The organism is Enterobacteriaceae bacterium ESL0689, from assembly GCA_029433525.1.
Classification (GTDB): Bacteria; Pseudomonadota; Gammaproteobacteria; order Enterobacterales; family Enterobacteriaceae; genus JAQTIF01.
Map to the genome: position 1 here is coordinate 2,261,892 of JAQTIF010000001.1, position 24,274 is coordinate 2,286,165.

General features: G+C 49.7%; 24 protein-coding genes and 1 pseudogene. 9 read left to right on the forward strand and 16 right to left on the reverse strand.

Annotated elements, in window-relative coordinates:
- Positions 1–21 precede the first annotated feature (21 nt).
- The 4 genes from hflD (at position 22) to phoQ (ending at position 4,317) form a co-directional block, all read left to right on the forward strand.
- Entirely contained in the window at positions 22–663 is a 642-nt protein-coding gene (gene hflD / locus PT300_10915; GenBank protein MDF7681064.1) for a high frequency lysogenization protein HflD, read from the forward strand.
- Between the two features lie 3 nt (positions 664–666).
- A complete protein-coding gene (purB, locus tag PT300_10920; protein MDF7681065.1) occupies positions 667–2,037 on the forward strand; it encodes an adenylosuccinate lyase in 1,371 nt (456 codons plus the stop codon).
- 145 nt (positions 2,038–2,182) lie between these two features.
- The gene (phoP, locus tag PT300_10925) at positions 2,183–2,857 is read left to right on the forward strand and encodes a two-component system response regulator PhoP (protein MDF7681066.1); all 675 of its coding nucleotides are present in this window, start codon (positions 2,183–2,185) and stop codon (positions 2,855–2,857) included.
- On the forward strand, positions 2,854–4,317 hold the full coding sequence (gene phoQ / locus PT300_10930; GenBank protein ID MDF7681067.1) for a two-component system sensor histidine kinase PhoQ: 1,464 nt from the start codon (positions 2,854–2,856) through the stop codon (positions 4,315–4,317). Before phoP ends, phoQ begins: the two co-directional genes overlap by 4 nt.
- Before the next feature lie 19 nt (positions 4,318–4,336).
- On the opposite strand, the gene pepT is transcribed toward phoQ, so the two are convergent.
- The gene (pepT, locus tag PT300_10935) at positions 4,337–5,596 is read right to left on the reverse strand and encodes a peptidase T (GenBank protein MDF7681068.1); all 1,260 of its coding nucleotides are present in this window, start codon (positions 5,594–5,596) and stop codon (positions 4,337–4,339) included.
- Positions 5,597–5,836: 240 nt separating this feature from the next.
- Here pepT and potA point away from each other — a divergent pair, with 240 nt between their 5' ends.
- From potA to potD, 4 genes are read left to right on the forward strand one after another with little or no spacing between them, the layout of a single operon-like run.
- Positions 5,837–6,967 (forward strand): spermidine/putrescine ABC transporter ATP-binding protein PotA, encoded by a 1,131-nt coding sequence (gene potA / locus PT300_10940; protein MDF7681069.1) that lies wholly within the window; start codon positions 5,837–5,839, stop codon positions 6,965–6,967.
- Entirely contained in the window at positions 6,951–7,808 is an 858-nt protein-coding gene (potB, locus tag PT300_10945) for a spermidine/putrescine ABC transporter permease PotB (protein MDF7681070.1), read from the forward strand. Before potA ends, potB begins: the two co-directional genes overlap by 17 nt.
- Positions 7,805–8,590: a spermidine/putrescine ABC transporter permease PotC gene (gene potC, locus PT300_10950; GenBank protein ID MDF7681071.1), complete on the forward strand. Its 786-nt coding sequence runs from the start codon at positions 7,805–7,807 to the stop codon at positions 8,588–8,590. Before potB ends, potC begins: the two co-directional genes overlap by 4 nt.
- The gene (gene potD / locus PT300_10955; GenBank protein MDF7681072.1) at positions 8,587–9,633 is read left to right on the forward strand and encodes a spermidine/putrescine ABC transporter substrate-binding protein PotD; all 1,047 of its coding nucleotides are present in this window, start codon (positions 8,587–8,589) and stop codon (positions 9,631–9,633) included. Before potC ends, potD begins: the two co-directional genes overlap by 4 nt.
- Here the strand turns inward: potD and cobB are convergent.
- From cobB to lolC, 4 genes are all read right to left on the reverse strand, one after another.
- A complete protein-coding gene (gene cobB / locus PT300_10960; protein MDF7681073.1) occupies positions 9,630–10,490 on the reverse strand; it encodes an NAD-dependent protein deacylase in 861 nt (286 codons plus the stop codon). The two genes, potD and cobB, sit on opposite strands and share 4 nt — an antisense overlap.
- Positions 10,491–10,690: 200 nt before the next feature.
- Complete coding sequence (gene lolE, locus PT300_10965; GenBank protein ID MDF7681074.1) at positions 10,691–11,935, reverse strand: lipoprotein-releasing ABC transporter permease subunit LolE; 1,245 nt, start codon at positions 11,933–11,935, stop codon at positions 10,691–10,693.
- The gene (gene lolD / locus PT300_10970) at positions 11,932–12,636 is read right to left on the reverse strand and encodes a lipoprotein-releasing ABC transporter ATP-binding protein LolD (GenBank protein MDF7681075.1); all 705 of its coding nucleotides are present in this window, start codon (positions 12,634–12,636) and stop codon (positions 11,932–11,934) included. Before lolD ends, lolE begins: the two co-directional genes overlap by 4 nt.
- Positions 12,629–13,828, reverse strand: a complete 1,200-nt coding sequence (gene lolC / locus PT300_10975; GenBank protein ID MDF7681076.1) for a lipoprotein-releasing ABC transporter permease subunit LolC — start codon at positions 13,826–13,828, stop codon at positions 12,629–12,631. The genes lolD and lolC overlap by 8 nt, the downstream gene beginning before the upstream one ends.
- Positions 13,829–14,041: 213 nt before the next feature.
- On the opposite strand from lolC, the gene mfd reads away from it, so the two are divergent.
- Positions 14,042–17,497: a transcription-repair coupling factor gene (mfd, locus tag PT300_10980; protein MDF7681077.1), complete on the forward strand. Its 3,456-nt coding sequence runs from the start codon at positions 14,042–14,044 to the stop codon at positions 17,495–17,497.
- A 115-nt stretch (positions 17,498–17,612) separates the two neighbouring features.
- On the opposite strand, the gene PT300_10985 is transcribed toward mfd, so the two are convergent.
- The 11 genes and pseudogenes from PT300_10985 to PT300_11035 form a co-directional block, all read right to left on the reverse strand.
- Positions 17,613–18,428 carry a MarR family winged helix-turn-helix transcriptional regulator gene (locus PT300_10985; GenBank protein MDF7681078.1) on the reverse strand — a complete coding sequence of 272 codons (816 nt, stop codon included), beginning with the start codon at positions 18,426–18,428 and terminating at the stop codon, positions 17,613–17,615.
- A 327-nt stretch (positions 18,429–18,755) separates the two neighbouring features.
- Entirely contained in the window at positions 18,756–18,872 is a 117-nt protein-coding gene (locus tag PT300_10990) for a bacteriocin immunity protein (protein ID MDF7681079.1), read from the reverse strand.
- Between the two features lie 69 nt (positions 18,873–18,941).
- Positions 18,942–19,865 (reverse strand): annotated as a pseudogene (locus PT300_10995) (IS5 family transposase).
- A 64-nt stretch (positions 19,866–19,929) separates the two neighbouring features.
- Positions 19,930–20,655 carry an S-type pyocin domain-containing protein gene (locus tag PT300_11000; protein MDF7681080.1) on the reverse strand — a complete coding sequence of 242 codons (726 nt, stop codon included), beginning with the start codon at positions 20,653–20,655 and terminating at the stop codon, positions 19,930–19,932.
- A 123-nt stretch (positions 20,656–20,778) separates the two neighbouring features.
- Positions 20,779–21,030 carry a bacteriocin immunity protein gene (locus PT300_11005; protein ID MDF7681081.1) on the reverse strand — a complete coding sequence of 84 codons (252 nt, stop codon included), beginning with the start codon at positions 21,028–21,030 and terminating at the stop codon, positions 20,779–20,781.
- 1 nt (position 21,031) lies between these two features.
- On the reverse strand, positions 21,032–21,886 hold the full coding sequence (locus PT300_11010; GenBank protein MDF7681082.1) for an S-type pyocin domain-containing protein: 855 nt from the start codon (positions 21,884–21,886) through the stop codon (positions 21,032–21,034).
- 123 nt (positions 21,887–22,009) lie between these two features.
- The gene (locus PT300_11015; protein MDF7681083.1) at positions 22,010–22,270 is read right to left on the reverse strand and encodes a bacteriocin immunity protein; all 261 of its coding nucleotides are present in this window, start codon (positions 22,268–22,270) and stop codon (positions 22,010–22,012) included.
- A gap of 1 nt (position 22,271) precedes the next feature.
- Complete coding sequence (locus tag PT300_11020; protein MDF7681084.1) at positions 22,272–22,874, reverse strand: S-type pyocin domain-containing protein; 603 nt, start codon at positions 22,872–22,874, stop codon at positions 22,272–22,274.
- Positions 22,875–22,961: 87 nt separating this feature from the next.
- Positions 22,962–23,159 (reverse strand): hypothetical protein, encoded by a 198-nt coding sequence (locus PT300_11025; GenBank protein ID MDF7681085.1) that lies wholly within the window; start codon positions 23,157–23,159, stop codon positions 22,962–22,964.
- Positions 23,160–23,304: 145 nt separating this feature from the next.
- The gene (locus PT300_11030; GenBank protein MDF7681086.1) at positions 23,305–23,502 is read right to left on the reverse strand and encodes a CPCC family cysteine-rich protein; all 198 of its coding nucleotides are present in this window, start codon (positions 23,500–23,502) and stop codon (positions 23,305–23,307) included.
- A complete protein-coding gene (locus tag PT300_11035; protein ID MDF7681087.1) occupies positions 23,499–24,182 on the reverse strand; it encodes an S-type pyocin domain-containing protein in 684 nt (227 codons plus the stop codon). Before PT300_11035 ends, PT300_11030 begins: the two co-directional genes overlap by 4 nt.
- Between the last annotated feature and the right edge of the window lie 92 nt (positions 24,183–24,274).

A 24,274-nucleotide genomic window follows, 5' to 3' on the forward strand; every position in this document is an offset into this window, starting at 1 on the left:
ATAAATAAGGAAGCCGTAGTTGTGGCAAAGAACTATTATGACATTACCCTTGCCCTGGCAGGTATTTGTCAGTCAGCACGTCTGGTGCAGCAACTGGCGCATCAGGGTCGTTGTGATGACGATGCGCTCCATGTCTCACTGAACAGTATTATCGATATGAACCCCGCTTCCGTTCTCGATGTTTTTAATGGTCGTGAAGCACATCTTTCTCTCGGTCTGGATACTCTGCTCGGGGTGTTTAGCACGGTCAATCGTCAGAATATGCACGTCGAGCTGACCCGTTATATCCTGAATTTGATCATGCTGGAGCGTAAATTGTCGGCAACAAAGGCGGCGCAAGAGACACTGGGCAACCGTATTACCGATCTGCACCGTCAGCTTGACTATTTTGACCTCCAGTCAGAGCCACTACTGCGGGCGATAGCCGGGATCTATAGCGATGTGATTAGCCCGTTAGGGCCGCGCATTCAGGTCACTGGTTCACCGGCAGTACTGCAAAATAACCAGGTACAAGCCAAAGTGCGTGCCATCCTGTTAGCCGGTATACGCTCGGCCGTACTCTGGCATCAGGTGGGGGGTGGACGTTTACAACTGATGTTTTTTCGCCATCGTCTGGTGAATCAGGCCAGACAAATTATTACACATTTAACGCCGGAGTTGTGATCTATGGAATTGTCTTCACTGACCGCTGTTTCTCCGATTGACGGGCGCTATGCTGATAAAGTCAGCGTATTGCGGGCGATTTTCAGCGAATTTGGTTTGCTGAAATTTCGTGTTGAGGTTGAAATTCGCTGGCTACAAAAGTTAGCGGCCGACGCCGCCATTGCGGAAGTTCCCGTTTTTAGTCCCGAGGCAAACGATTTCCTTGAGAGCATCGTGACTGATTTCAGCATTGCAGATGCACAACGGATCAAAACGATCGAACAGACGACCAATCACGATGTCAAAGCCGTTGAGTATTTCCTCAAACAGAAGGTCGCGGCAGTCAGCGAACTGCAGGCTGTTGACGAGTTTATCCACTTTGCCTGCACTTCCGAAGATATCAATAATCTTTCTCACGCGCTGATGCTAAAAACCGCACGCGATGAAATTATTTTACCTTACTGGCGTCAGCTGATTGATGCAGTGAAAGAACGGGCGGATCAGTATCGCGCGGTGCCGCTACTTTCGCGCACCCATGGCCAACCAGCGACACCTTCGACAATGGGAAAAGAGCTGGCTAACGTCGCTTATCGTATGGAACGCCAGTATCGCCAGCTCAGCGAAGTCGCGATTCTGGGGAAAATTAACGGTGCCGTGGGTAACTATAATGCCCATCTTGCCGCTTACCCGGATATCGACTGGCATCAGTTCAGCGAAACGTTTGTTACCTCACTCGGCATTCAGTGGAACCCCTATACCACCCAAATTGAGCCGCATGATTATATTGCCGAGCTGTTCGACTGTATCCGTCGTTTCAACACGATTGTTATCGATTTTGATCGCGATATATGGGGTTATATCGCCCTTAACCACTTCAGACAAAAAACACTCGCCGGTGAGATTGGCTCTTCCACCATGCCACATAAAGTCAATCCCATCGATTTTGAAAATTCCGAAGGGAATCTGGGACTGGCGAATGCCATGATGCAACATCTGGCCAACAAACTCCCCCTCTCCCGCTGGCAGCGGGATCTGACCGATTCGACGGTGTTGCGTAATCTTGGGGTCGGGATCGGTTATGCACTGATTGCCTGGCAGTCGACGCTGAAAGGCATGAGTAAGCTGGAGCTTAACAGTGACCATCTGCAGGATGAGCTGAATGCCAACTGGGAAGTGCTGGCCGAACCGATTCAGACCGTGATGCGCCGTTATGGTATCGAAAAACCGTATGAAAAACTGAAAGAACTGACCCGTGGTAAGCGGGTGAATGCCGATGCTATCCAGCAATTCATCAATAATCTGCCCCTGCCGGAAGAGGAAAAAGCCCGTCTCAACGCGATGACGCCCGCTAACTACACCGGCCTCGCCACCCCGCTGGTTGATAAACTGCAATAAGATGACGATTCCCCCTGCTCATTCGGGCAGGGGATATCTTCTATCTGGTATGAACAGATCAAAAATATTCGCCTGTAACCGTTTATACTCAGTATATCTAACCCGCGATACACTACTTTAAATGTCAATAAAAGGGAGAACAGGCATGCGTGTACTCATTGTTGAGGATAACGCTTTATTGCGCCATCATCTGAAAGTCCAGCTCCAGGAGTCAGGCCATCAGGTCGATGCCGCCGAAGATGCCAGGGAAGCGGATTACTATCTGGATGAACACCTGCCGGATATTGCGATCATCGATCTGGGATTGCCTGATGAGGATGGTCTTTCGCTGATTCGTCGCTGGCGTAGTCATGAGGTATCGCTGCCGATCCTGGTACTGACTGCCCGTGAAGGGTGGCAGGATAAAGTGGAAGTCCTCAGTGCTGGCGCGGACGACTATGTCACTAAACCTTTTCATATTGAAGAAGTTATTGCCAGGATGCAGGCGCTGTTGCGCCGTAACAGCGGCCTGGCGTCACAAATTATCTCTCTCCCGCCCTTTCAGGTTGATTTATCACGCCGTGAACTCTCGATCAACCAGCAAGCGATTAAGCTCACCGCGTTCGAATATACGATTATAGAAACGCTGATCCGTAATAACGGTAAAGTGGTGAGCAAAGACTCATTAATGCTCCAGCTGTATCCCGATGCTGAGCTGCGCGAAAGCCATACCATCGATGTATTAATGGGCCGTTTACGCAAAAAAATCCAGACGCAGCATCCGTATGATGTGATTACCACCGTGCGCGGTCAGGGTTATTTATTCGAATTACGTGAATGAAGAATCCATTACGCCATTTTCTGCCTGTTTCATTGCGCTTTCGTTTTCTGCTGGCGACTGCCGCCGTAGTGCTGGTGCTTTCACTGGCCTATGGCATGGTGGCCTTGATTGGTTATAGCGTTAGCTTTGATAAAACGACGTTCCGCCTGTTACGTGGCGAAAGTAATCTGTTTTATATGTTATCCCGCTGGGAGAATAACCAGCTTACCGTCGATCTTCCTGATAGCCTCAATACTCCGAACTCCACCGTCGCACTGATTTATGACGAGAAAGGGAAATTGCTCTGGATGCAGCGTGATGTTACCTGGCTGGCAAAACATATTCAGCCCGGCTGGCTGAAGAGCAATGGCTTTCGGGAAATTGAATCCAGTGTCAATAGCAGTATGCTGTTGCGCAATAATCATAAAATACAGTCTGAGCTCAATGCGCTTCGCCATCGTAATGAGGGATCAGAAATGACCCATCTGGCGGCGATCAATGTCTATCCGGCGACCGCTAAGATGCCACAGTTGAGCATTGTGATGATCGATACTATTCCGGTCGAACTGAAACGTTCTTATATGGTCTGGAGCTGGTTTATCTACGTGCTGGCCGCTAATCTGCTGCTGGTGATCCCGCTGCTCTGGCTGGCCGCATGGTGGAGTCTGCGGCCGATTGAGTCACTGGCAAAAGAGGTGCGCGAACTGGAAGAGCACCATCGTGAAATGCTCAATCCCGATACCACCCGTGAACTTACCCGGCTGGTCAGTAATCTCAACCGATTACTGAAAAGTGAGCGTGAACGTTATAACAAATATCGTATCGCGTTGACCGATCTGACCCACAGTCTGAAAACACCGCTGGCGGTGCTGCAAAGTACACTGCGTTCGCTGCGCAGTGAGAAAATTGATCTCAATGAAGCCGAGTCGGTGATGCTGGAACAGATCAACCGTATCTCGCAACAAATTGTCTATTATCTCCATCGCGCCAGTATGCGCAGTGGTGGCACGCTACTGAGCCGCAAACTGCATCCCATTGCGCCGCTGCTTGATAAGCTGACCTCGGCATTAAATAAGGTCTATCAACGCAAAGGAGTGAATATTACCCTCGATATTTCGCCGGAGATCAGTTTCGTCGGCGAGCAGAATGATTTTATGGAGGTGCTGGGCAACGTGCTCGATAATGCCTGTAAATATTGTCTTGAGTTTGTTGAGGTGTCGGTTCGTCAGACGAACGATAATCATTTGCATATTCTGGTGGAAGATGATGGCCCGGGGATTGCGGACAACCAGCGCCAGGCAATATTCGATCGGGGAAAACGTGCCGATACCTTACGGCCAGGCCAGGGAGTGGGGCTCTCCGTCGCCCGTGATATTGTCGAACAGTACAGTGGTGATATTCGCATTAGCGATAGTCTGCTGGGCGGTGCCTGCATGGAGGTTATTTTTGGTCGCCAGCTACCCGATACATCAGAAGACTAAGCCGTCGGGTGCCGGGTATTCATGATTTTTCATCCTGGCAGCTGGCGTAAACTTCGCTGTGTTGTGCAGTCAACTGCGCAATGCGAACAATCACCTGTACCGCCTTTTCCATCCCTTCGAGGGTGACAAATTCATGTTTACCATGATAGTTATAGCCGCCGGTAAACAGATTGGGACAGGGTAGTCCCATAAAGGAAAGCTGGGCACCGTCAGTGCCGCCACGAATCGGTTTGATGATCGGGGTAATATCACAATCGATCATCGCCTGACGGGCGATATCCACCACATGGGGATGTGCGACCACTTTTTCATGCATATTGTAGTAGTTGTCTGTCATATCCAGCTCAATATAGCAAGCCGGGTGCAGTCCCTTGCCGACCTTTTTCGTAATTTCGATCATTTTGCGTTTACGCGCTTCAAACTGTTTACGATCAAAATCGCGGATCAGATAATGCATTCTGGCACGATCAACGGTGCCTTTTATCTCCATCAGATGATAAAACCCCTGATAACCTTCGCTGTTTTCCGGGGTTTGATCAGCCGGAATTTCAGCGTGGATCCGGGTCGCCAGGGTCAATGCATTAACCATCACCCCCTTCGCCGTTCCGGGATGGACATTATTACCGACAATTCTGATGATCACCGAGGCGGCATTGAAATTTTCATACTCCAGTTCCCCGACACCCCCACCGTCAACGGTATAGGCCCAGCGGGCATCAAAGGCTTGGGTGTCAAAATATTTAGCTCCCTTTCCCACCTCTTCGTCGGGGGTAAACGCGACCCGTATATCGCCGTGCGGGATCTTATTCTGCTGAAGGATCGTCAGTGCGGTCATAATTTCAGCAATACCGGCTTTATCATCGGCACCAAGTAATGTTTTACCATCGGTGGTGATCAGTGTCTGACCCAGCAGCTGATGCAGTACCGGAAACATCACTGGCGACAAGACTTCATCTCCCATACCCAGCGCAATATCGCCACCACGGTAATTATCGACGATTTGCGGATTGACATTTTTACCACTGAAATCAGGCGCAGTATCCACATGGGCAATAAAACCAATCGCCGGGATATCACCGTCGATATTTGCCGGTAACGTTGCCATCAGGGTTCCTTTATCACTGAGTGTCACATTGACCAGCCCCATATCCTCTAATTGCTGCTGTAACAGGCGTAATAGTTTCCACTGCCCTTCGGTACTGGGTACGTGGCGCACTCCCGACTTTGACTGTGTATCCACAGCAACATATTGCAAAAAGCGCTCCAGTAATTTATCCATGTCACTACCTCATTTTTATGACAAAATCAGTGCCTGAAAAAAGCGAAAATCACAGCCTAAGATTCTGCGACCAGGCGAATAAAAAGTTAACGTATAAAGTTACATCATGTCATAACTATTATGGTTCTGTATACGTCAGGGATTGGCGATTGTCCGGGTTTGCCGTAGAATGCTTGCCCTTATTGATGCTGTGCAATACTTAACCCATCAGGGTCGGTCATCCATTTCGTTTATAGGGTACTGAATAAAAAATTGAACACACAACCGCGTTCGCTTTCACCGCTAGTGCAACTGACAGCCATTCGCAAAAGTTTTGCTGATAAAATGGTTATTCCGGATCTCAATATGACCATTCATGACGGCGAGTTTCTGACGCTACTTGGCCCTTCAGGCTGTGGAAAAACTACCGTTCTTCGTTTACTCGCCGGTCTTGAAACCGTGGACAACGGACGTATTGATCTTGAGGGACAAGAGATCACCCATGTTGCCGCCGAGCATCGTCACGTCAATACCGTCTTTCAGAGTTACGCGTTGTTTCCTCATATGACGGTATTCGACAATGTCGCTTTTGGCTTACGGATGCAAAAAACTCCGGCAACCGAGATTACTCCCCGCGTCATTGATGCCTTACAGATGGTACAACTGGCGGAGTTCGCGCAACGTAAACCCCATCAGTTATCGGGCGGTCAGCAACAGCGTGTTGCCATCGCCCGGGCGGTGGTGAATAAACCGCGTCTGTTGTTGTTAGATGAACCGTTATCCGCTCTCGATTATAAACTGCGTAAACAGATGCAGAACGAGCTCAAAGCACTGCAACGTCAGCTCGGTATCACATTCGTTTTTGTCACCCACGATCAGGAAGAAGCGCTGACAATGTCTGATCGCATTATCGTGATGCGCGAAGGTCGCATTGAGCAACAAGGCACCCCGCGCGAAATCTACGAAGAGCCAGACAATCTGTTTGTCGCTCGATTTATTGGCGAGATCAATGTGTTCAATGCCACCGTCATTGAACCTCTTGATGATCAACATGCCCGGGCCAGTGTCGAAGGACGGGAATGTAATATCTGTGTCAAATTTCCGGTCAGCAAGGGGCAGTCGCTGAATGTTTTGCTACGACCGGAAGATCTGCGTGTCGATGAAATTCACGGCAGCGACAAAACGGACGGGTTAATCGGTTATATTCGCGAGCGCAATTATAAAGGCATGACCCTCGAATCGGTGGTCGAGCTGGAAAATGGCAAAATAGTCACGGTCAGTGAATTTTTTAATGAAGACGATCCTGATTTTGATCATTCCCTGAACCAGAAAATGGCCATTAACTGGGTAGAGAGCTGGGAGGTGGTACTGGCTGATGAAGAACATCTTTAAATTCCAGCATCTGGCGGTAGCGACCATTGTCGGCTGGCTGGTGCTGTTTGTTTTTTTGCCCAATCTGATGATTATCGGCACCAGCTTTCTGACCCGCGATGATGCCCATTTTGTCAAAATGGCCTTTAGCCTGGATAATTACGCCCGGCTGGCTGATCCGCTCTATTATGAGGTGTTATTACACTCGCTGAATATGGCGCTACTGGCAACCCTCAGCTGCCTGTTACTCGGCTATCCTTTTGCCTGGTTTATCGCCAGCATGCCGCACAAGATACGCCCGTTATTGCTGTTTTTGCTGATCGTCCCGTTCTGGACCAACTCACTGATCCGCATCTATGGCCTGAAAATTTTTCTCAGCACCAATGGCTATCTCAATAGTTTTCTGTTGTGGCTGGGGGTGATTGATACCCCTTTGCGGATCATGTACACCCCACTGGCGGTGATTATTGGCCTGACCTATATTCTCTTGCCTTTTATGGTGATGCCCCTCTATGCCAGCATCGAGAAACTCGATCGCCCGTTGCTGGAAGCAGCCAGAGACCTGGGAGCCAGCCAACTGCAGACATTTATTCGCATCATTATTCCCCTGACCATGCCGGGCATTATCGCTGGCTGCCTGCTGGTTATGTTACCGGCAATGGGGATGTTCTATATTTCTGACCTGATGGGGGGCGCGAAAAATCTGCTGATTGGTAACGTGATTAAAAGTCAGTTTCTCAATATCCGTGACTGGCCTTTTGGCGCAGCCACCAGCATTACCCTGACTTTAGTCATGGGACTGATGCTGTTGATATACTGGCGTGCCGCCCGTTTATTAAATCAGAAGGCAGATGTGGAATGACCGGGCGCGTATTACGTGGCAGCTTTATGCTCGCCCTCTATAGCTGGTTATATATTCCGATCATCATTCTGATCGTCAATTCATTTAACAGCTCTCGTTTCGCGATCCACTGGCAGGGATTCACCACCGCATGGTATCAACGGCTGATCCACAACGATAGCCTGTTACAGGCGGCACAACATTCACTGTCTATCGCCTTTCTGTCGGCCACATTTGCGACCCTGACAGGCTCGTTGACCGCTGTCGCGCTATACCGTTATCGTTTTCGCGGTAAACCCTTCGTCAGCGGGATGTTATATGTGGTGATGATGTCGCCAGATATCGTCATGGCTATCTCTCTGCTGGTGCTGTTTATGATCATCGGTATCCAGCTCGGTTTCTGGTCTTTGCTGTTCTCACATATCACCTTCTGCCTGCCCTTCGTGGTCATTACCGTCTATTCACGCCTGAAAGGCTTCGATGTGCGGATGCTGGAGGCGGCGAAAGATCTTGGTGCCAGTGAAACCACCATTCTGAGCCGGATCATTTTACCGCTGGCCTTACCCGCCGTGGCTGCCGGATGGCTGCTGAGTTTTACCCTGTCAATGGATGACGTGGTGGTGGCCTCATTTGTGACCGGCCCGGATTACGAAATCCTGCCGCTGAAGATCTATTCAATGGTCAAAGTCGGGGTCTCACCTGAAGTGAACGCTCTGGCGACGATCCTGTTAATTCTATCGCTGATGATGGTCATTGCCAGTCAGCTCATTGCTCGTGATAAAACCCGGGGGAAATCAATATGAAATTATCGCCTCGTCTCCTGCTCGCCGCAGGCGCGCTTGTGCTCGGTATGAACACGGTTCATGCCGACAATAGCAAAACGCTCTATTTCTACAACTGGACCGAATATGTACCGCCAGGACTGCTGGAGCAGTTCACGAAAGAGACCGGGATCAAGGTTATCTATTCCACTTACGAGTCGAATGAAACCATGTATGCGAGACTCAAAACCTACCAGCAGGGTGCCTATGATCTGGTAGTGCCATCGACCTATTTTGTCGCGAAGATGCGTAAAGAGGGGATGCTGCAAAAAATTGATAAAAGCAAACTGACGCAGTTCCACCATCTTGATCCGCTGATGCTAAACAAACCTTTTGATCCCAATAATGACTACTCTGTGCCCTATATCTGGGGGGCCACCGCCATTGGTATCAACAGTCAGGCTATCGATCCGCAAACCATCACCCGCTGGGCGGATCTGTGGAAGCCACAATACAAAAACAGTCTGCTGCTCACCGACGATGCCCGCGAAGTGTTCCAGATTGCGCTACGTAAGCTGGGCTATTCCGGTAATACCACTAATCCGCAAGAAATTGCTGCCGCCTATGAAGAACTGAAAAAGCTGATGCCTAACATCGCGGCATTCAATTCCGATAATCCCGCCAGTCCCTATATGGAGGGCGAAGTTAACCTCGGCATGGTGTGGAATGGTTCGGCATGGGTTGCCCGCCAGTCCGGAACGCCACTGACGGTGGTCTGGCCCGAAGAGGGGGGGATTTTCTGGATGGATAGCCTGGCGATCCCGGCCAACGCGAAAAATGTCGATGGCGCACTGAAACTGATCGATTTTCTGCTACGTCCGGAAATCGCCAGACAGGTGGCAGAAACCATTGGCTATCCGACACCCAACCTGACCGCACGCAAAATGCTGGCTCCGGAAGTGGCGAATGATAAATCGCTCTACCCCGACGCCGACACCTTCGCCAGAGGCGAGTGGCAGAATGATGTCGGCAGTACCAACGTACTCTATGAAGAGTATTACCAGAAGCTCAAAGCCGGTCATTAATCATCACGGGCGGCGGCGTCACTGCGCCGTCCCGCAGGCAGACTCGCCAGTAAGTGTTCGACAAAGCTGACCACCTGCTGGCTTGCCGGACCATAATGCTTTTCGGCAAACTCGCTCTCCACCAGGCTCGGCTCAAGATTAAGCTCCACGGTATGCGCCCCCTGTAAACGGGCGCTATGCACAAAACCAGCAGCCGGATACACATGCCCGGAGGTGCCAATCGCAATAAAGATATCCGCCTGCGCCAGGGCACGGTCAATTTCCGCCATCCCCAGCGGCATCTCACCAAACCAGACGATATGTGGCCGCAACGGGGCCGGTGGCTGGCAACAGTGACAGCGATCCTCCGCCATTACATCACCGTGCCACTCCTGTATCTTTCCGCTCCGGGTACAGCGTACCTTCAGTAATTCACCATGCATATGGATAATCCGCCTGCTTCCGGATCTTTCATGCAGATTATCGATATTTTGTGTTACCAGCAGAAAATGAGCGCCCAGCGCCGCTTCGAGATGCGCCAGCGCCTGATGCGCCGGATTCGGCGCGATATCCGGTTGCTGTAGCTGACGGCGCAGAGAATTATAAAATGTCTGCACCCGTGCCGGATCGCGGACAAATCCTTGTGGCGTCGCGACATCTTCGACCCGCTCGCCTTCCCACAGTCCATCGGCGGCGCGGAATGTTTTGATCCCCGACTCCGCCGAGATCCCGGCACCGGTTAATATAACCACGCACGGCTTATGCATTAGCGCAGCCATGACCTTATCAATAAAAAAAACCTGCTCGCGCATACGTTCACGCAATCGGCGCTTTTTATGCCGAAAACGACTTAATTGTTGTAAACGACGCGATAACATAACAACTCCTGACGGTTAATAAGGCAAAAAGAAAAACTACACCGTCAGCCGATCTGCCGTATCCCCCGCTGACGGATATGCCGGTGATATACCCTTTACCATCGGTAGATTCCGCTATTTCCTGAATCACGCTGCTACTGGCGACAATGATGGCCGAAAAAGTGCTTTTCCGTACCCTGCCTCATGTTATCGGCTGGTGCTTACTGACCACTCAGGATGCGCGCAGGCTCAAGGCGACTCGCGCGCCGCGCGGGATACCAGCTTGCCAGCAAGCTCAGCAAAAGAGCGGTTATCAGTACATACAATACGTCGCGCCAGTGCAGTTCAGAGGGCAGAAAATCAATAAAATAGATATCACCCGACAGCAGTTTGTGGCCGGTCAGCCGCTCGATGCCCTGCATTATCGCCGTCAGATTTAACGCCCCGACGGTGCCGATCAACACACCGATCAGACTGCCGACAGAACCGGCCAATAAACCATACCAGATAAAAATAACCCGAATCAGGCGATCTTTCGCCCCAAGGGTGCGTAATACCGCAATATCACTGCTTTTATCTTTCACCGCCAGCACCAGGGTCGAGACAATATTAAAACAGGCCACCCCGATCACCAGTACCATCGCCAGATACATAATGGCACGGATCATCTGAATATCACGGTACATATAGCCGTAAGTTCCAATCCAGCTTTTGATATACAGGTTGCTGTTGATCGCCTCGCCCGCTGCCCGTACCAGAGTACTAGCGCGAAACACATCGCTGACTTTAATCGCTATTCCGCTGACACTGTTATCCATATCCAGGTACTGTTGCGCATCGCTCAGCGGGATCATGGCAAAACTATGATCGAGCTGACCGCTTAACTGTAGCACACCGGATACCTGTAATCTGATGCGCTTTGGCTGACGAAGCTGATGCCCGGCATCGGTGTTCGGGATCATGATGGTAATCCAGCCCCCCGGCTGGACATGCAGCGCATCGGCCACTCCTTTACCCAGAATAATCTGTTGTTTACCGGCCTGAAAATCGCGCCAGCCATGATGCAGGACAAAACGCGGCAAGGCGCTCAGGCGGCTCTCCTGTTGCGGGTCCACTCCTTTCACCTGAATCGCCCGCATGTTATTACCGTTCTCCACCAGCCCGGTGAAATGAATATAGGGCGCTGCGGCGACGATGCCCTTCACCTGCTCAACCTTTTCCAGCGCATGCGGCCAGTCATACCAGGGTTGTTGTTGTGGTTCAATCTCGCCATGGGGCACGACGGCCAGAATACGCTGATTCAGCTCGCGTTCGAAACCATTCATCGCGCTCAGACCGATGATCAATACCGCGACACCGAGGGCAATGCCAGTGGTTGAAATCAGCGAGATGAGCGACACCATGCCACCCCGCCGCCGTCCACGACTAAAACGCAGCGCAATACGCAGTGATAATGGCAGGGTCATGCGCGGGCTCCGGTCAATGTCAGCTCATCATTCAGACAACCATCGCGCATCTCCAGTTGCCGGTTCATCCGTTTTGCCAGTTGCAGATCATGGGTGACCACCAGAAAAGCGGTGTTGCGGGCAAGATTAAGCTCAGCGAGCAGCTGGAAAATAGTGTCGGCATTACGGGCATCGAGATTACCGGTCGGTTCATCGGCCAGTACCAGACGCGGATTATTGACCAGCGCACGGGCAATCGCCACCCGCTGGCGCTCGCCCCCCGACAGGGCTGACGGACGATGGTCGCTGCGATGTTCCAGCCCCACAGCCTTGAGCATCGCCCGCGCCTGGCGTTCGATCTCCGACGCCCGCTGTTTCCCGATCAGCAACGGCATGGCGACATTTTCCAGCGCACTAAAGTCGGGCAACAGATGATGAAACTGATAAATAAAACCCAGTTCGCGATTGCGTAAATCAGCACGCGCGGCGGCGGTGAGTTGCTTCAGCGACTGGCCGGAAAAAATCACATCGCCCGACGTTGGCGTGTCCAGCCCCCCCAGAAGATGTAGTAATGTGCTCTTACCCGAACCGGAAGAGCCGACAATCGCCATCGTCTCCCCTTCAGCGATACTGAAGCTGACATGGTGTAACACATCAGTCTGTACCTGACCCTCCTGATAGCGTTTGCAGAGATTGTCGCATTGCAGCAGGATCTTATTCATAACGTAAAGCCTCGGCTGGTTGAATAGTAGCAGCGCGCCAGGAGGGATACAGTGTCGATAGCAGTGCCAGCCCCGTGGCAATAAGCGCAATAAGGGTCACCTGAGAAGGTATGATGACAACCGGCAGTTCACCACCGCCAGCAAATAAACCGAACGTCGGCAGCAGATAATTTAACTGGCTGGCGAGTAATATACCCAGCAAAGTCCCCAGTAACGCGCCGATAATTCCCGCGCTGGCGCCCTGGACGATGAAGATCAGCATAATCTGCCGGGGAGTCAGGCCGAGGGTTTGCAGGATCGCCACCTCCCCCTGCTTTTCCATGACCATCATGCCAAGCGAGGTGATAATATTAAACGCGGCTACCGCAACGATCAGGCTCAGCAGCAGTCCCATCATGTTCTTTTCCATACGCACGGCCTGGAATAACTCCCCTTTGCGCTGACGCCAGTCCTGCCATGTCATGGCCGATGGCAGCGGTTGCTGACTGAGCTCATCCACCTGTAAAGGCTGATTAAGCCACAGACGCCAGCCGGTGATATTTCCCTCTGGATAACGCATCAGACGAGAAGCATCGCTGATATTGACCAGCATCTGATAGCCGTCCACTTCACTACCGGCGGCAAAAGTGCCAATCACATGAAATAAACGCTGGCTGGGGAGACGTCCCATCGGGGTGAACTGACTGGCAGAGGGCACCATCAAGCGGATCTGATCCCCGCGCTTTACCGCCAGCTGGCTTGCCAGTCGCTCACCCAGAATGATGTTATAGCGACCCGGCTGCAAATCGCTTTGTGCCACGTTGATTAAAAAAGGGGTCAGCGGATCGTCCTGCGTCGGCTCGATTCCCAGCATCACTCCTACCGCCACATTGCTGGCACTTTGCAATACCACATCGCTGGTGGTGATCGGGGCGATATCCGTCACCCCGGCTAACTGAATCGCGCTTTGCGGTAATTGCTGGGGATTAAGCGACCCTTGTGGGGTGCTGACAATCGCCAGGGGCATCAGGCCCAGGATATTATTTTGCAGCTCACGCTCAAAGCCATTCATCACCGACAACACCGTGATTAACGCCATCACACCAAGCATGATACCAATAGTCGAAAGCCAGGAAACAAAGCGACCGAAGCGGTCAGCAGCGCGTCCACGCATATAACGAAGGCCAATAAAGAGTGCCGCAGGCTGGTACATATCATCTGTCAGGTTGCTGTTTACCAGGGCAAGAGTATATAAGCGATCCCAGCGATAAGTAATGACTTATTTTTGTTATGGCATAGATTCTCTTGCCCGCCAGCAGATCAGCGATACAGGTTGGCGAATTTAAAATGATCACGGATAATCAGCAGAGAAATATCAGTATGTTGCTCACCGCCGTACTATGCTAAAGAGATAATGATACCGTCTATGCCTCAACAATATCGATTCCCGCTGCCGGTCAAAGCCGGCGATCAGCGCCAGCTCGGCGAACTGACTGGTGCTGCCTGCGCCACTTTAGTGACAGAAATAACGGAACGTCATCCTGGCCCGGTGGTTCTGATCGCACCCGATATGCAAAATAGTCTGCGTCTGTATGATGAGATCCGCCAGTTTACTGACAGTACGGTGATAAAGCTGGCAGACTGGGAAACCCTGCCTTACGACAGTTTTTCGCCACATCAGGATATTATCTCTTCCCGTCTCGCGACGTTGTATCAGTTACCCTCCCGGCAACAAGGGGTACTTATCGTGCCTGTCAGCACGTTGATGCAGCGTGTCTGCCCGCACAGTTATCTGCACAGCCACGCGCTGATGATGCAAAAAGGCCAGCACTTATCACGCGATAATCTGCGCGCGCAGCTGGAGAGTGCCGGTTACCGTCATGTCGATCAGGTGATGGAGCATGGCGAATATGCCACCCGTGGCGCATTGCTTGATCTGTTTCCCATGGGCAGCGAGCACCCTTATCGCCTCGACTTTTTCGATGATGAAATCGACAGCCTGCGCCTGTTCGACGTCGATAATCAGCGCACACAGCAAGAGGTCGAGGCGATTAATTTGTTGCCCGCTCATGAATTTCCTACCGACCAGGCCGCGATTGAACTGTTTCGCAGCCAGTGGCGTGAGCGCTTTGAGATCAAACGTGATGCCGAACATATTTACCAGCAGGTCAGCAAAGGCACCTTACCTAATGGCATCGAATACTGGCAGCCGCTGTTTTTCAACGCACCATTATTGCCCCTGTTTCACTATTTCCCGGCCAACACGCTGATCGTCAATACCGGCGATCTGACCGCCAGTGCCCAGCGCTTTAGCGACGAGATCAACGCCCGTTTCACCAGCCGTGGCGTCGATCCCATGCGGCCACTTCTGCCGCCAGAAGCGCTCTGGTTATCCCCTGACGCGCTATTTAGCGAACTGAAAAAGTGGCCGCGTATTCAGCTAAAAACAGCACATCTGGCAGAAAAAGCCGCCAATACTAACCTCGGTTATCAGACGCTGCCCGATCTCGCAATTCAGTCGCAGAATAAAGCACCACTGGATAAGTTACGTGCTTTCCTCGAAACGTTCAGCGGCCCGGTGATCTTCTCGGTGGAAAGCGAAGGCCGCCGGGAAGCGCTAAACGAAATGCTGGCGCGGATTAAAATTGCACCGACACCGATTCAGCGCCTTGACGCCGCCACGGGTCGGGGGCGCTATTTGATGATCGGCGCGGCCGAACATGGATTTATTGACAGTCAGAATAATCTGGCGCTGATTTGTGAAAGCGACTTACTGGGCGAGCGGGTCTCTCGTCGCCAGCAGGATACACGGCGGACGATTAATCCCGACACATTAATTCGTAATCTGGCAGAACTGCATCCGGGACAGCCGGTGGTACACCTTGAGCATGGTGTCGGTCGTTACGCTGGCATGACCACCCTCGAAACGGGCGGGATAAAAGGTGAATACCTGATGCTGACCTATGCCAACGACGCCCGACTGTATGTTCCGGTTTCATCGTTGCATCTTATCAGTCGCTATGCCGGCGAGTCGGAAGAAAATGCGCCGCTGCATAAACTCGGCAGCGACGCCTGGTCACGGGCGCGGCAAAAAGCGGCGGAGAAAGTTCGCGACGTGGCGGCAGAATTGCTGGATATTTACGCCCAGCGGGCCGCCAAACCGGGCTTTGCTTTTCACCATGATCGTGAACAGTATCGCCTGTTCTGCGCCGGTTTCCCCTTTGAAACAACAGCGGATCAGGCGCAGGCGATTAATGCCGTGCTCAGCGATATGTGCCAGCCGGTGGCGATGGATCGTCTGGTCTGTGGTGATGTCGGCTTCGGCAAGACCGAAGTTGCGATGCGGGCTGCTTTTCTCGCGGTAGAGAACCATAAACAGGTGGCGGTGCTGGTTCCGACGACACTGCTGGCACAACAACACTTTGACAACTTCTGTGACCGTTTTGCCAACTGGCCAATACGTATCGAAATGCTGTCACGTTTTCGCAGTGCCAAAGAGCAGGCGCATATTCTCGAACAGGCAAAAGAGGGGAAGATCGATATTCTGATCGGCACCCATAAATTGCTGCAAAACGATGTCCAATTGCGCGATTTAGGGCTATTAATCGTTGATGAAGAGCATCGCTTTGGCGTGCGTCACAAAGAGCGGATTAAAGCACTACGCGCCGATGTCGATATCCTGACCTTAACCGCGACGCCGATCCCCCGAACCCTGAATATGGCCATGAGTGGCATGCGTGATCTATCGATTATTGCCACCCCACCCGCCCGCCGCCTGGCGGTGAAAACCTTTGTGCGCGAATACGATAAGTTAGTGGTGCGCGAGGCGATGCTGCGTGAAATACTGCGCGGCGGCCAGGTCTATTACCTCTACAATGATGTCGCTACTATCCAGAAGGCCGCCGACCGTCTCGCTGAGCTGGTACCGGAAGCGCGGATCACCATCGGTCACGGACAAATGCGCGAGCGCGAGCTGGAGCGGGTGATGAATGATTTTCATCATCAACGTTTTAATGTGCTGGTGTGTACGACAATTATCGAAACCGGTATCGATATCCCAACCGCGAATACGATTATCATTGAACGTGCCGATCATTTTGGTCTCGCCCAGCTTCACCAGTTACGCGGGCGGGTCGGCCGTTCCTTCCATCAGGCCTATGCCTGGCTGTTAACGCCCCCGCCCAAAGCGATGACGACCGATGCCAGAAAACGACTGGAAGCGATTGCGGCACTGGAAGATCTGGGGGCCGGATTCGCGCTGGCAACCCATGATCTCGAAATCCGTGGTGCCGGTGAGTTACTCGGCGAAGAGCAAAGCGGCCAGATGACGACGATCGGTTTTTCTCTGTACATGGAAATGCTGGAGAACGCCGTTGACGCATTGAAAGCCGGACGGGAACCCTCGCTGGAAGATCTCGTCCATCAGCAAACCGAGGTCGAACTGCGTATGCCTTCCCTGCTACCGGATGATTTTATCCCCGATGTGAATACCCGGCTCTCGCTCTATAAACGCATTGCCAGCGCAAAAAATGATAATCAGCTGGCAGAAATTAAAGTTGAATTAATTGATCGTTTCGGTTCACTGCCAGAGGCAGCAAAAAATCTGCTGGCAATCACTCAATTGCGGCAGCGGGCGCACAATCTGGGGATCCGTAAGCTGGAGAGTAATGATAAAGGGGGCGTCATTGAGTTTAATGAAAAAAATAACGTCAATCCGGCCTGGCTCATCGGCTTGCTGCAAAAAGATCCTCAGCATTTTCGCCTTGATGGCCCGACACGGTTGCGATTTAGCGAAGATCTCAGCGAGCGTAAAGCGCGCCTCGAATGGATGACGCAGTTTATACAGCAGTTAGAGCAGCATACGATAAGTATTGCTGAATAAAGCGCAATCGGCAGTCAGCAATACCCGATTGCGATGACTGCCATCTCACTGAGCGAAAGTGGATGGCAGACACTATTTTCCCTTTCATCAGGCAGCAATGAGAGTTCATATGTCATCAGAGATAGCCAAGTCCATACATGACAAAAGAAAATTGCCTTGCCATATATTTTTCAGTCATCGCGATAAATTCAGGTAACAGGATAATTTTACCCTGGCTGTTTTTTGCCAGTAAACCCTGATGGATAGCCTCTGATATTATTCTCGCGATATGAGTACGCGACACATGACAATAAGCAGAAAGTTTCGCTACTGATCCATTAAATTCATTATTCTGATGGTTACAGTAGAGATATAACAGAATAAAATGACCGCCGTTTTTATTGATAAAAACATCCACCTCGCCAACGTCATGAAAAAATAGCAGCCCGCTATCTATAATATTGTTATAACGCCCCAAAAAGCCTGTCACCCCGCCATTATCATCGACGCTGACATCTCTATTTTTTAATTGATATAGTGCTGATGCCATCGTGGTAATCATTTTAACTATTCCAGACTCGCCTTTTTCTGTAACCGCGTAGTGCTGTTTTCTTTTATCTTCACTGGAGGGGGATTTTTTTATGATATTATGCAAGTACAAAAAATCGACTAATGAATAAAGACTATTAACATTCATCATGTTAATCATAAGGCATTTTTTGATAATATCTGATATCAGATGCTTTTCCTCACAATAAGCATGCACAATAATCATGACAGAGGGGATAAAGCGACTCTTTTTTAATAAAATTTTATATAATCCAGGATCAGCGCTATACATCGCTTTAAAACTTTCATAATGCTGATGAATCGCCGGGGTTAACCCATCAGAGGAAAGTATTGTCGTGACTTCGGAATCAATGCGATGAATAATATTTACTTGTTTAATCATTAAAACACATCCTGATTGTGCTAATTAAAGATAAATACAATATATATAAATAAATCATATAATTATGACTATTCTCAACCTCTGTGCAATAAAAAACAGTTTCGTTTAGCTTATGTTTAATATTGATAACAAAATGTTAATTACATCGGTGTATTGGGCTGTAGATCCGGATAGTTCTGTATTTAATGCGTTATGCTAAATAGCTATATGGACACTTCCCTGATGCAAACATTGGCAGATCTGTTCTGACAAGGTAGTCACAAACATATATTCGGTTTCATGAGCCCTGATGAAAATCCGCTCCCCAAAGTGCAGATGAATACTATTTTATATCAATAAAGACTCATCCTTAATGCCCGGTTTACCATTCGCCCGACGCCATTGTTTGACCTCCTGAACAACGCCGTCAAGGTCTCCCTCTGTATAATCACTAATTTCTTTCATATTATCCGCGGCTTTGTTGAATAAATCAGAGGCAGTCGATGGAGTCTATGGTTCCCTCGGATACATCCGTTATGCGATCCGGACACTATGCGGCATACCCAACGACGTCATTCGATTCAGCGCTTTGATCATCGCCATCGCTTCACCCACCTGCGCATCATAGTCTCGCAGGCTCAGATGACCACCCAGCAACGTTTTGACGCGGTACATCGCTGTTTCTGCCAGTGAACGCCGGTGATAGCCCACTTTCTTTTTCCAGACATCATTACTGCCGCTCAGATGCTGATTGGCCACCGCGTGGTTACGTTCATGATACTTCCCGGACCAGTATTGCGCGCCACTTCGTGGCGGGATCAGTGGCCTGATTTTTTTCCTCAACAAGGCATCGTGGCAGTAATGCGTGTCGTAAGCACCGTCTGCCGAAGCTTCCCTGATTTTCCTGTGGGTCTGGTTTATCAAACCCTCCAGTGCCTGCGCATCCGTCGTTCCGCTGAGCGATAAGTCAGCACAGATTATCTTCTGCGTCGCTCTGTCTGCGGCCAGATGAAGCTTGCGCCACACTCTGCGCTTGTCAGTCCCGTGCTGCCGGACTTTCTATTCACCTTCACCAGCGACTTTCAGGCCCGTACTGTCAATGACGAGGTGTGAGATTTCACCACGGGCTGGCGTTTTTATGCTGATGTTAACGGTGCTGTCCCGCTTGCTGAGCAGAGAGTAGTCCGGGCAGCGCAGCGGCAGAGCCATCAGCTTAAAAATCGAGTCAACGAAGCCCTGTAAAGCCCGGAGCGGCAGGTTGAACACGCGTTTCATCATCAGTACCGTGGTAATTGCCATATCGGTGTAGTGAAGTGGCCGGCCTCGCCCCTCAGGCTTTGCACTGTCAGTCCATGCAGCAATGGCAGCCTCATCAAGCCAGATCGTCAGTGAGCCACGTTGTCTGAGTGCGTTATTGTAGGCATTCCAGTTGGTTATTTTAAACTTTTGCTTTGCCATAGTGACCAGATATTGAAATGACTGTAGCTATCAGATCCGCCAGTCACCTGAAAGTTCGATTTATTCAACAAAGCCTTTGTGTAGATGTGTTACTCCCACCGTAGGTTTCGCTGATTTGCTGATGTACCTTTTTAGGTATCACTATTGCAGCAACATCCTGAGAAGCAAGCTCAATATCTTCAGGTGTCATATCAGGGTAATGTGCTTTCAGATATGCCTTAACTGCTGCTTTCGATGGCATATGATCTGCCTCATATTTTCCCTGCCTTGAGCGCCGAATAAAATCACTGTAAAGCTCAACCTCCAAAAACTCAACAGGTGGTTTGCTCAGGTATATATAAATCGGCGGAATATTCGGCAACGGCAGAATAAGAATATAATCAGCAAAATGCTTCTCTTCCGCTGCTGGGGTAGTTGTATCCCCAATACGGGTATTTTCCGGCAGCGGATCAACAACAACCGGATTGGGTATCCTTACCGGGTTCTGGTTGCCTGTATTTGATGGAACACTGACATCTGAATTGTCTGGCGTCCAGATAATGGTGATACGCGGCTCTTCCTCTGTGGTGAAGGTATACGCTTTTCGGCTGCTGTCCCACGCCATTTTGCGCACCCGCACCATATCCTGACCCGGTGGCGTATGCCAGCCATGAGGAACCGGGTTACCGTAGCTGTTGTTTTCCCATGTATAACGCACACGCGTGGGTGCTTCCGCCATCTGTTCCAGACGCATCCGATCGATAAAGTCCTGTTCGCCGTCATTCGGCCTGCCGGTCATCATTCCCAACATAACGGCTGCGATGGGGGCACCGGAGCCGCTGGCAGCAATACCCGATTGCGGTCACGTTCTTCAGCCAGTTGTTTTGCTCTTTCTTCTTTTGCGGCCTTACGTTCAGCAACTAATGCTGCATTTCTAACACTCTTTAAAGCCCGGTTTACCATTAGCCTGACGCCATTCTTTAACTTCCTGAACAACGCCTTCAGGGGTATCTTCACGATCTTCACTCGGATAGTAAATAAGATCCGAGCCATCAGGATGTTCAGTCAACCGTTTAAACTCAAGGATATTTTTGATATCTTCTGCTTCTGTAGTGTTACTGACGTCAAATAACTTACGAACAAAATCTAAAAACTCTTTCTCTGTGTAATCACTAATCTGTTTCATTTTATTCGCCTCGGTGAATATCTATATGACGTTTCGGAGTCACTATTCCCATATTATCCACGTTATAAACCTCACCACCTTTGCTTATCGGTTTAATATGATGAATATCATATTTTATCTTTCCTCCGACCTGCTCACTTTCCCTTGGTGCCGGGGCTTTACCAATCTTAATATTACCGGAGTTGCCTCGCTTAAATTGCCTTGATAGTTCAGGGTCTTTTGAAACTTCTAACCAAAATGCCTTGCGGAACTGGTCAAAGTTCGCAAACGTTCGGCCTCGTAGTTTATCTGCTATCTGACCTGGAATCGGGGAACCATTACCGGTATTGGCATCCGACAACCATATCCCGCTGACCTTTTGACCTTTACCAGTAACCTGTCCAGGATTATTTCGTAGATAAACATAAACCGGCGGAATATTCGGCAATGGCAGAATAAGAATATAATCCGCAAAATGTTTCTCTTCCGGGGTCGGAGTGGTCGTTGCCTCAATACGGGTATCTTCCGGCAGCGGATCAACCACAACCGGATTGGGTATCCTTACCGGGTTCCGGTTACCTGTATTTAAAGGAACATTGACACCTGAACTGTCTGGCGTCCAGATGATGGTAATATGCGGCTCTTCCTCTGTGGTGAACGTATACGCTTTTCGGCTGCTGTCCCACGCCATTTTACGCACACGCACCATATCCTGACCCGGTGGTGTATGCCAGCCATGAGGAACCGGGTTACCGTGGCTGTCATCTTCCCATGTATAACGCACACGCGTGGGTGCTTCCGCCATCTGTTCCAGACGCATCCGATCGATAAAGTCCTGTTCGCCGTCATTCGGCCTGCCGGTCATCATTCCCAACATAACGGCTGCGATGGAGGCACCGGAGCCGCTGGCAGCAATACCTGATTGCGGTCACGTTCTTCAGCCAGTTGTTTTGCTCTTTCTTCTTTTGCGGCCTTACGTTCAGCAACTAATGCTGCATTTCTAACACTCTCTAAAGCCCGGTTTACCATTAACCTGACGCCATTGCTTTACTTCCTGAACAATACCTTCGGGGCTGTCATCCTTCCCATCCTCTGGGTAGAAGATAAGGTCGGAGCCTGATGGATGTTCAGCAAGTCGCCTGAACTCCCTGACTCGGCGATTATCGTCCTCTTCTGTTGGCCCCTCTGCTCTGCAGATTTTACGAACTAAATCTAAAAATTCGCTTTCTGAATAGTCGGATAATGTTTTTTTATCACTCATATTATCTACCCTGCCTTATTGAATGAATTTCGATATGACGCTTCGGAGTGGTTACTCCCATATTATCAACGTTATAAACGTCTCCACCTTTACTTATTGGAATAATATGATGAATTTCATAGCGTTCTCTTCCTCCAGCACGATCTACTTCGCGTGTAAAAGGTGAATTACCATTGCGGACATTAATCTGGTTATGAGGTTTAAATTGTCCTGATAATTCAGGATCTTCTGAAACCTCTAACCAAAATGCCTTGCGGAACTGGTCAAAGTTCGCAAACGTTCGGCCTCGTAGTTTATCTGCTATCTGACCTGGAATCGGGGAACCATTACCGGTATTGGCATCCGACAACCATATCCCGCTGACCTTTTGACCTTTACCAGTAACCTGTCCAGGATTATTTCGTAGATAAACATAAATCGGCGGAATATTCGATACTGGCAGAATAAGAATATAATCCGCAAAATGCTTCTCTTCCGGGGTCGGAGTGGTCGTTGCCTCAATACGGGTATCTTCCGGCAGCGGATCAACCACAACTGGATTGGGTATCCTTACCGGGGTCTGGTTTCCGGTATTTGATGGAACATTAACACCTGAACTGTCCAGCGTCCAGACGATAGTTTAAGGTTCATCTATTTCATATTTCTCCACTTGATATTTGAAAATCTAAATTTTGCTGGAAAAAGTTTTTATTTAAGATTTTCTCAATTGCCTTAACCTGCTGGCTGGTAAGATCCCCCCCCCCAATCCTGTAATAAAGTCATTATAGTCTTCGTCCGTCCAGGCCATGATTTTAGCTATTTCAGGGAATTTTTCTTTCGGGATATCGACTTCGAAGACGAGTAGCTCATCTACACGTTCGAAAGCATCAATAGTATAAATAATCGTCATTGTTCTACCTTTCTTGTCGGATCCGCAGGTTTAGTTTATTCACCAGTAATATGATTAAATTCACCTGAATGATTACGTAGAGAAAATTAGAAATGAAGCAGCACACAAGTTATATTGTGCTGCCTAAATAAATCAGCATTAATTGTTATTTGACTTTACGTCCTTCAGCATAGGCTTTACGAGCTTCGTTCAAACTCATTACATTAGCCCCACCACCATAACCTGGATCTTCTTCTTGAACAGGATCATCTTCCCAATTGCAAACCGGACAAATTTCATAGCTCCCAACTTCCGAAAACTCATATTTATGGCAACAAGGGCATAAATGTATTGAACTACTCATTTTTGTTTCTCCCAATAACCTATTCCATCTTTAGGTTTAAACATAGTTTTCGGAACACCATCTTTCGTTTTTACAGAAAAAGTATTCGTCGCAGGGTCATAAAAAAGAACATCTCCATTTAAACGCGTTTTTGTTAAGATTCCATTTAATGGTGCCCGAACAAAATCGTGAGTTGCATCTACATAATCCTTCGCATTCTTAAATGATTTATCACTAAACTCTTGTCCATGTTTTATCCAATGCTCATACGCATTTTTAACTGGCTCTAATGTTTTAGTCTTAGTCCAAATAGGATCTTCAGGTCTTTTGCTTAAATAAATATAAACCGGCGGAATATTCGGCAATGGCAGAATAAGAATATAATCCGCAAAATGTTTCTCTTCCGGGGTCGGAGTGGTCGTTGCCTCAATACGGGTATCTTCCGGCAGCGGATCAACCACAACCGGATTGGGTATCCTTATCGGGTTCCGGTTACCTGTATTTAAAGGAACATTGACACCTGAACTGTCTGGTGTCCAGATGATGGTGATACGCGGCTCTTCCTCTGTGGTGAAGGTATACGCTTTCCGGCTGCTGTCCCACGCCATTTTACGCACACGCACCATATCCTGACCCGGTGGCGTATGCCAGCCATGAGGAACCGGGTTACCGTGGCTGTCGTCTTCCCATGTATAACGCACACGGAGAGGCTCGGAAATGAGCAGCACATAAGAAACAATGTGCTGCTACCGAACAACCCCTGATTGCTAAGCCCTGGAATGGAAAGCGTATA

Bases quoted from the DNA above. Each gene is read 5' to 3' on its own strand.
- PT300_11030 (MDF7681086.1), bottom strand. From the start codon at position 23,502: ATGAGTAGTTCAATACATTTATGCCCTTGTTGCCATAAATATGAGTTT.
- phoP (MDF7681066.1), top strand. From the start codon at position 2,183: ATGCGTGTACTCATTGTTGAGGATAACGCTTTATTGCGCCATCATCTG.
- potC (MDF7681071.1), top strand. From the start codon at position 7,805: ATGACCGGGCGCGTATTACGTGGCAGCTTTATGCTCGCCCTCTATAGC.
- pepT (MDF7681068.1), bottom strand. From the start codon at position 5,596: ATGGATAAATTACTGGAGCGCTTTTTGCAATATGTTGCTGTGGATACA.
- lolE (MDF7681074.1), bottom strand. From the start codon at position 11,935: ATGACCCTGCCATTATCACTGCGTATTGCGCTGCGTTTTAGTCGTGGA.
- PT300_11015 (MDF7681083.1), bottom strand. From the start codon at position 22,270: ATGAGTGATAAAAAAACATTATCCGACTATTCAGAAAGCGAATTTTTA.
- lolD (MDF7681075.1), bottom strand. From the start codon at position 12,636: ATGAATAAGATCCTGCTGCAATGCGACAATCTCTGCAAACGCTATCAG.
- PT300_10985 (MDF7681078.1), bottom strand. From the start codon at position 18,428: ATGATTAAACAAGTAAATATTATTCATCGCATTGATTCCGAAGTCACG.
- cobB (MDF7681073.1), bottom strand. From the start codon at position 10,490: ATGTTATCGCGTCGTTTACAACAATTAAGTCGTTTTCGGCATAAAAAG.
- potB (MDF7681070.1), top strand. From the start codon at position 6,951: ATGAAGAACATCTTTAAATTCCAGCATCTGGCGGTAGCGACCATTGTC.
- potD (MDF7681072.1), top strand. From the start codon at position 8,587: ATGAAATTATCGCCTCGTCTCCTGCTCGCCGCAGGCGCGCTTGTGCTC.
- phoQ (MDF7681067.1), top strand. From the start codon at position 2,854: ATGAAGAATCCATTACGCCATTTTCTGCCTGTTTCATTGCGCTTTCGT.
- PT300_11025 (MDF7681085.1), bottom strand. From the start codon at position 23,159: ATGACGATTATTTATACTATTGATGCTTTCGAACGTGTAGATGAGCTA.
- PT300_11010 (MDF7681082.1), bottom strand. From the start codon at position 21,886: ATGTTGGGAATGATGACCGGCAGGCCGAATGACGGCGAACAGGACTTT.
- PT300_11000 (MDF7681080.1), bottom strand. From the start codon at position 20,655: ATGTTGGGAATGATGACCGGCAGGCCGAATGACGGCGAACAGGACTTT.
- purB (MDF7681065.1), top strand. From the start codon at position 667: ATGGAATTGTCTTCACTGACCGCTGTTTCTCCGATTGACGGGCGCTAT.
- PT300_11005 (MDF7681081.1), bottom strand. From the start codon at position 21,030: ATGAAACAGATTAGTGATTACACAGAGAAAGAGTTTTTAGATTTTGTT.
- PT300_10990 (MDF7681079.1), bottom strand. From the start codon at position 18,872: ATGAAAGAAATTAGTGATTATACAGAGGGAGACCTTGACGGCGTTGTT.
- mfd (MDF7681077.1), top strand. From the start codon at position 14,042: ATGCCTCAACAATATCGATTCCCGCTGCCGGTCAAAGCCGGCGATCAG.
- lolC (MDF7681076.1), bottom strand. From the start codon at position 13,828: ATGTACCAGCCTGCGGCACTCTTTATTGGCCTTCGTTATATGCGTGGA.